Origin of the sequence: Exiguobacterium sp. 8A, from assembly GCF_902506275.1 — a bacterium.
GTDB lineage: Bacteria > Bacillota > Bacilli > Exiguobacteriales > Exiguobacteriaceae > Exiguobacterium > Exiguobacterium profundum.
In genome coordinates this window covers 47,164-54,037 of the sequence record NZ_LR733678.1, presented here as the reverse complement: position 1 = coordinate 54,037, position 6,874 = coordinate 47,164, and the positions used below count along the sequence as shown (strand labels likewise).

Here is a 6,874-nt window from a genome sequence, read left to right as displayed (position 1 = left end):
CTTCGAGCTGGTTGATTTGAGTCATGTTGAAGAGGATTTTACTCATGGTTGTTTCTCCCGTCTGAATGAATAGGTTCATTGTAGCGATTCGTATCCATACGAAAAACCCCGAATGATGCACTTTTTTCAAGTGTCTATCATTCGGGGTTCAGTTCATCTGTTTCCTCCCTCTCTTTTTATTGACTCTAAATTTAGATTCAATAAAATTTTCATTTTCAAAAAAATTGTTGTGTTTTTTGAAGGATAGGACTCATTAGACATAAATAGCTGTCAAATTGTCGTCAAGTATTTCGACAAATAACAAATGATATATAAATCAAATCGAACAAATAACGAACTCCACCTTCTTGAAAAGTCAGGTTTGATGGAGATAGTTTAAGCTCATTATGACTCGAGGTGTCGTCGCGACGAGAAAGATTCAAAGCAATCTGAAGTATGAGATTTAATTCTCAATTTTCTTAAACGATTATACGCAGGTATGGTATGTACTCAATTTGTTTGGAGGATATCGAGACTGATTAGCTGGCTTAGATAAGAGATTGCCATGAATCTTTTAGAAGATGGAGAAATATATAATTATATGTCCAGGCTTGATAAAGCAAATTATGTAAACAGTGAGGTGTTGGATGACATCACAAGCCACTGACAAGGTAAACTTTGAAGAAAGCATCTCCATCTGAACTTTCGCCCTCAATAGTACCTGTACGGTAGAGCGAAAAAGTAAAACGAAAGACCTCTGTCTAAGTTGATTCAATAAACACCGAGGTAGGTGTGATATCTCTGACAAGTAACTGTAGTTTAAACTCTAGAAACTTTAACGCTAGATTTAATTTGATTCTAGATAGAAATATTAATTCTCTTGAACTTTGAAGATTTCCCAATCAAGCTCGTTTAAGTTTTTGATGAGATTATTTAATCTATTTAGTAATTCAGTAGAGTATTGCTCTCGCATATCTAAGTCTGATTTAATAAGTTCAAGAATGTAGTCTTTAAAGATGGCATATGCATTTGTGACCTTATGTATAGTGATATTATTAAACAAATCAGGATAAGTACTGATAAGGATCTTTAATGTTTCCATTTTAAAATCGGACTGATTTAAAACAAAAAGGACATCAGTTAACTGGTTATTTTTAAAATATCTCTTCTCACCTTGTTGCCATGCTTTGATAGCTAGACTAGAGATTTCAAAAATTAATTGTTCTGCTTGGAAATATGGGTTCATGTTTTTACCTCCTATGAAGAGGTTATACAAAATATTTTTTTGAAATTTTCAAAATCAGATATGTTCTCAGTTAAATAATGAAAAAGTAGAATCGCAAACATAAACCACAATCATAAGACTTTATTATGAATCACACGGAAAAACAAGTCCGATTAAGCGAATATCTAGAGAGAACAAAGATTAAGTTAGGCTACTTTGTTTAGTGGTTAGATAATCAGTAATCATTTTAAGGTCAATTTATAAATGAGTGTAATAAAGGTGATTCTTACAATTTGTCTTGGAGTTATTCCATTTTTGAAAACTTTATGTATAAAGTACGTGCTAAATTGGTGTTCATGATTAATGAAAAATACTTTTGGAGTAACAATGGAGGTATACAAGTGAAATTAGATTCAACTCTCGCGTTGAAAATTCTTATTGAACGAAATCGACGTATTGCAGGCTACAAGCCAGACTATGCAGTGAAAAATGGCAAACAGAGTGAAAGAGGTGTTTGTCAAAAACGTGAGATTAATAGTAATAAGGAAATGAAAAAATAAATTGGTGATATTTTGAAATTAGCACAAAGTAAGATTGGTCCAAACAGAATATTTTATTAACTTCAGAGAGGCGATTTTTTTAAAGTGTAGTGGTGAATTTGAATCAACATTGATAGGAATTATGCTTGGGAAAATGTAAGTTACTTTATAAACGCTATCATCGTACATGACGGTTCATTTTCTCGAATTTATGTTATCTCTAATATTATTCATTACTATTGAAATTAGAATAAACAATTACATGATATAGATTAGTAAAATATCTCCAATGCGTTTAAAGTCCTCGCTAAAAAGTGTATAGGTTGAAATAAACTGTACCCTGAGTAATAGACACTAAAAAGTCTATTACTCAGGGTTTTTGTGTACACTGAACTAAATCATATCGGGAGTGAATTTGAGATGTCGAAGAAACTGTTTACGGCGAAAGATATAAATGAGTTGGACACGAATAAATACGTCAAGGCCGTGAGACCGAAAGGAATCATGGATACCCATGAGTTCAAAGAACTCTTTATAGTACAGATGCTTGATAGACGATTTGCGATAGAAATCTTTCGTGACTGCGGGTTTGGTTGGTACTTCGCGCATAAACTCTTATAGGAGATGCGGGTTAGCGCCTTATAATAGAGACGGGTAATGGGTCTGAGCTGTAGGCAATTCATGACGTAGCAAAGATGAAGAACTGTCTACGGAGGAACGGTACGCAAAGCTAGAGGCCAAAAAACAAACTGTTAAAAGCCGAGGCCGAACTATTAATGCAGATCCGCCTAGCGAAAGGGAGGGGAAAGAAGGACTAAGTGCATCACCAAAATACGAGTTGATTCAAGGTGTCATCATCAAGCACAGAATGAAAGGGATGGTCGGCTATCTCTGTCACGTGGTCGGAGTGTAACGTCAGGGATACCACGCCTATTTCTCAAAGCGGAGGGTACAGGACAGATAGGAACGTGAAGTGAAAGACATGGTTCTTTGTGACCTCGTTCTGAAGGTGTTCCACTTCAAGAAGCGAAAGAAGGGGCTAGGCAGATCAGGATGTTTCTATCTGCTCATGTCGGTGTGTCGATGAACCTGAAGTGCATCTGACGTATCATGCGGAAATTTCAAGGACATCACTCACCGAATTAGAGGCGTGCACGATGTTCTACTCTTTGTGTAATGGGGGTCGTAGGACCATTAGCTACTATAATCACCATCACTACCAGTGGAACGTGAAAAAGATGACTCTTGTACAGTACAGGGATCATCTCCCTCAAGGCGCATAAGTTTTTTTAAAGGCCCTTTGCATAAGATACAGATTACTGTTGAGAATGACTATTTTATTAAATCCGAAAACTTGTTCTAAAGAATTCAATTGAAGTGTTTCTAAGAAGTATATAAATCAGTATAACGGCCATAAAGAAAGCAAAACTAAGAAGTACGAGGGAGAAGACAACCGACATGTTCTCTGTCATCTGACAGAAATGAAAGTGGTACAAAAAAGTTGTCACCGTAGCATGGCCTGCATCGGACGCTGTCTCGATAATGCACCGACTGAACTAACAACGCACATACATGACTGTCTTAAAAAATGACAAAAGGTGAACTGCCCCATAAAAGTTGGACATAAAAATCCAACTTTTATGGGGTGTTTTTTATGACCAAATTCACAAAGGCGTTGAAAATTCAAATTGTCGAACGCTACCTGACAAATAAGGATGGCTACAAAACGTTGGGGAAAGAGTTCGGGGTGAGTCATCATCAGGTACGTTTATGGGTGCTTCTCTACGAACGGTGGGGCGAGACGATTTTCGCTCTGTCCTATACAGTCCACTCACAGACGTTTAAACTGAGGGTACTAAAAGACATGGCGGAAAACGGGATGTCCCTGATGGACGCGGCCCTGAAGTACAGAATCTCTTCTCCCGGGATGATCGCCAACTGGCGATCCACTTATGAACGGGAGGGACCCGAGGGACTGGTCGCCAAGCCGAAAGGACGTGCCCCGATGGCGAGACGGAAGAAGCAGGAACCCAAAGAAATGACGGAGGTCGAGAAGCTCAAGGAACGGATCGAGTTCCTCGAGATGGAGAACGCAGCGTTAAAAAAATTGAAAGCCTTGGTTCAAGAAGAGGAAGCGCGACGAACCGGATCAAGGCCCAAGTGATCGACGAGCTACGGACGACCTATCCTGTACCGGGGCTCCTCCAGGTGCTCGATATGGCTCGAAGCGTCTATTACTATTGGCGGACGCGCCTGACGGCCGATGATAAGTACGCAGACGTGAAGGAAGCAATCCGGACCCTCTTCCACGCACACGAAGGACGTTGTGGCTATCGGCGCATCCATGCGCTCCTCGAGCGCTACATCGAGTATTACAATCATCGTCGCATCAAGAAACGACTAAAAAACCTGGGCCCGGTTGAATACTGGACGCAGGTTCTAAAGGTCGCTTAACAAAATTATTTAGTGTCCAACTTTTTTGGTTCAGTTCAAAGGGGTTAAGCTTTTTCAGAATTAGAAGATTGAAGTCGTCTAAATGATATTTCATTGCATACTGGACAGGTGCAAGTTTTGGGGTGTTTTTGCTACATATTAACCTCTATCTGATTGCATATTTCTTTCACGAAGAACGGCGAGTTCTATTTGTTCCTGTAAACGAACTTCAAACGTTTCTTTTTCTCTCCGTAGGATTTGGACTTCCAAGTGAAGCTTCTGATTTTCTTCCTTGAGCTGATTATTCCGGTGCGTACGTGACTTCACTTCATCGATTACGTCCATCAGGTTCTGATTCTGGCGATTGAGATGGCTTCGTTCTTGCTCGAGTGTTTTCAATTCATTTTCTAGTTGAAAAACTCTTTTTTTCTGCTCTTTTAATTCTTCTTTAAATGAGTTCCGCTCTATTTCGAACGTTTCTTCTACGAGTTTTTTTTCAGTGATTAGTTGGTTGATTTGGTCTTGTAATTGAGTGAGCGCATTCTTATGTAATGAAAATTTTTGCTCGTACTCTTCTTTGAGTTGTTCTGTTTCTGCAATTACGCTTTGTTCGAGGTATTGAACGGTATTTTTATAACGAGTGCTGACTCGTTTATGTTCTTTCTGTTGAGATTCAAGTCTTGCGGCTCGTTCACTAAAGAGGGCGAGGACTTGATTCAATGCCGCTTCAAGCGCGGTATTCTCTTCTATAATTAAGGGATCAGGTGCTTGTTGTTCGGCTAATTTTATCAATTGCTCGAACAGTTGGTTTGTCGACAGCTGTCTTTGTTCCGTTAGACGTTGAATGTGTTCTTTGACCTCTTGTGACACGCGGAATGAAGTAACTTTAATTTCATTTGATTGCATCAATATCACCACTTTACTTTGTTTATGTAATATGAACATTAAATTTTGAGACAATATAGCCCTTATCATTTTCTCGTACTTTAATCTTTAATACCACATGTAGTCAATTTAAACTTTTGAATTTTGTATACATTCCGATGTCGAAAAGTGGGTTTGTGATAATCTAAAATCAGGCTGTAAATGATCTTTTTAAGAAGAAAATGTTTGTTTATTGCTTCTGAATAATAAAATCTTTCCTCCGTTCACAATAAGAAAGTCCTTTTAGAAAAAACGAATTAACTGAAATTCATGTGACAGTACAAAAATACCATCGCAGTAAACTGAAACGAAAAGTTAGACAATAAATACAGTATTTGTTGTACGGTCTAAACGATTTAGCTTTCAGAAGACTATGTTATCTCCTTTTTTATATAGTCTAAACATTTTTCAAATTTTAACCTTTGTGTAATAGTTTTTTTAGTTCATTTACCTGTGAGGACAAGTTCTGTTATATACATCTAATTCTCGTGATGAATGACCTTCTTTTTTATTTATTTGTTTACTTATTAAGTATGACAGAAAACAAACGTTGATAATAAAGATGAGTTTAAAAACAACGAAGGTAAAATGTAAAGGTCTATTTACAGCCCTTTACATTTTAATGGGAATCAACTATTGAAAATGTCTTTTTAACATTCGTTTAAAGGACGTGACTAAAGGATTTTCTCTCCGCCACCGAAAACCTCGACTTTTTCTAATCTTTGAATTTTTTCAGGTGAGCGCTCTAAAATTTCTTTGATTGTTGAAAATTCCTCATTAGCAGAATATATCTGAGAATTAGACTGGAAAACTTGTAGAGAGTTATAGAAAGTAATATTTGATTCACTTAGAGAAATGAAAATATTTTCTCTTTGTTTACCTACAGTCTCCCAATATTCTCTTTCATACATAATAAGAATTAATTTTTCATTTATCGGAAAAGCGATTTCTGTACCGAATGAAGCAATGCCTCCTGATGAAAATAGTTCATTTTGAGGACCATGAGAATATTGCACCACTGGATTGTCTGACGTGTAGATAGGTAATGTACTTTCATTAACCCCTATAAACCATACGTGGTTAAACAGAGCCTGTGCAACACTTTCTCCAACATCAAACATATGAGATGCGTGTGTTATACTTTCAAATTCTTTTTTTCTAACAACTTCAAAATCATTTTGAGTTACGTTAGGAAACTGGCTTTTTGCTATCATAAAAGTCAGTGCTTTCATAACCTTTTCGTCAGCTTCTAAAATCGTTTTGCGAAATTCATTCGTTCGAGTTAGCTGAAGTGCAATATGGTGTGATAAAACTTGCTTTTCTTCATTTGAAAAGATGTTTCTCAATTCGAATGGGTTTTTAGATAGAGTGTATTTAGCTTTTAATTTAGACAAGGAACCCTTGAATTGAGCTTCAACTTCATCCGAAAAATAGTTTTCGACCATTTGTACATGAAAGAAACTATCATTACCGTAATTTTCTAGAATATGATCAGCGTCTTTTTCTCCTTCTACAAGATTTCTCATCTGATCCACAGAAGGGAAATCATAAAAATAACGAGATGAAGCAACATTTCTTACATTAGAAACAAAAGATTTTTTTCGTTTTTTATCATAAACAGCTATTTGATAAGTATTTTTATTCTTTTTAGAAAAATTCTCCAGATAGAATTGAGGAACATAATGTTGGTTTGTTTTTTGCTTTTGATTTTGCTTCATTTATTGAGTCCTTTCAGTTTATTTTTAAAAGCAAATCATACAGTTTAATTTTAAAG

The 6,874-nt window shown here is 36.6% G+C and carries 6 protein-coding genes; 3 read left to right on the top strand and 3 right to left on the bottom strand.

Going from position 1 to position 6,874, the window contains the following annotated elements:
* Positions 1 to 850: 850 nt before the first annotated feature.
* Positions 851 to 1,225, bottom strand: coding sequence for a hypothetical protein (locus GVY42_RS16075; protein WP_159565711.1), 375 nt, complete (start codon positions 1,223 to 1,225; stop codon positions 851 to 853).
* Between the two features lie 380 nt (positions 1,226 to 1,605).
* Here GVY42_RS16075 and GVY42_RS16070 point away from each other — a divergent pair, with 380 nt between their 5' ends.
* The 3 genes from GVY42_RS16070 (at position 1,606) to GVY42_RS16060 (ending at position 4,197) form a co-directional block, all read left to right on the top strand.
* Complete coding sequence (locus tag GVY42_RS16070) at positions 1,606 to 1,764, top strand: hypothetical protein (RefSeq protein WP_159565709.1); 159 nt, start codon at positions 1,606 to 1,608, stop codon at positions 1,762 to 1,764.
* 1,633 nt (positions 1,765 to 3,397) lie between these two features.
* Entirely contained in the window at positions 3,398 to 3,907 is a 510-nt protein-coding gene (locus GVY42_RS16065; RefSeq protein WP_159563823.1) for a helix-turn-helix domain-containing protein, read from the top strand.
* On the top strand, positions 3,904 to 4,197 hold the full coding sequence (locus GVY42_RS16060; RefSeq protein ID WP_159563822.1) for an IS3 family transposase: 294 nt from the start codon (positions 3,904 to 3,906) through the stop codon (positions 4,195 to 4,197). Before GVY42_RS16065 ends, GVY42_RS16060 begins: the two co-directional genes overlap by 4 nt.
* A 138-nt stretch (positions 4,198 to 4,335) precedes the next feature.
* On the opposite strand, the gene GVY42_RS16055 is transcribed toward GVY42_RS16060, so the two are convergent.
* Together GVY42_RS16055 and GVY42_RS16050 are read right to left on the bottom strand one after the other, a co-directional pair.
* Positions 4,336 to 5,082: a hypothetical protein gene (locus GVY42_RS16055; RefSeq protein ID WP_159563821.1), complete on the bottom strand. Its 747-nt coding sequence runs from the start codon at positions 5,080 to 5,082 to the stop codon at positions 4,336 to 4,338.
* Between the two features lie 692 nt (positions 5,083 to 5,774).
* Entirely contained in the window at positions 5,775 to 6,818 is a 1,044-nt protein-coding gene (locus GVY42_RS16050) for a DUF4238 domain-containing protein (RefSeq protein ID WP_159565707.1), read from the bottom strand.
* Positions 6,819 to 6,874 lie beyond the last annotated feature (56 nt).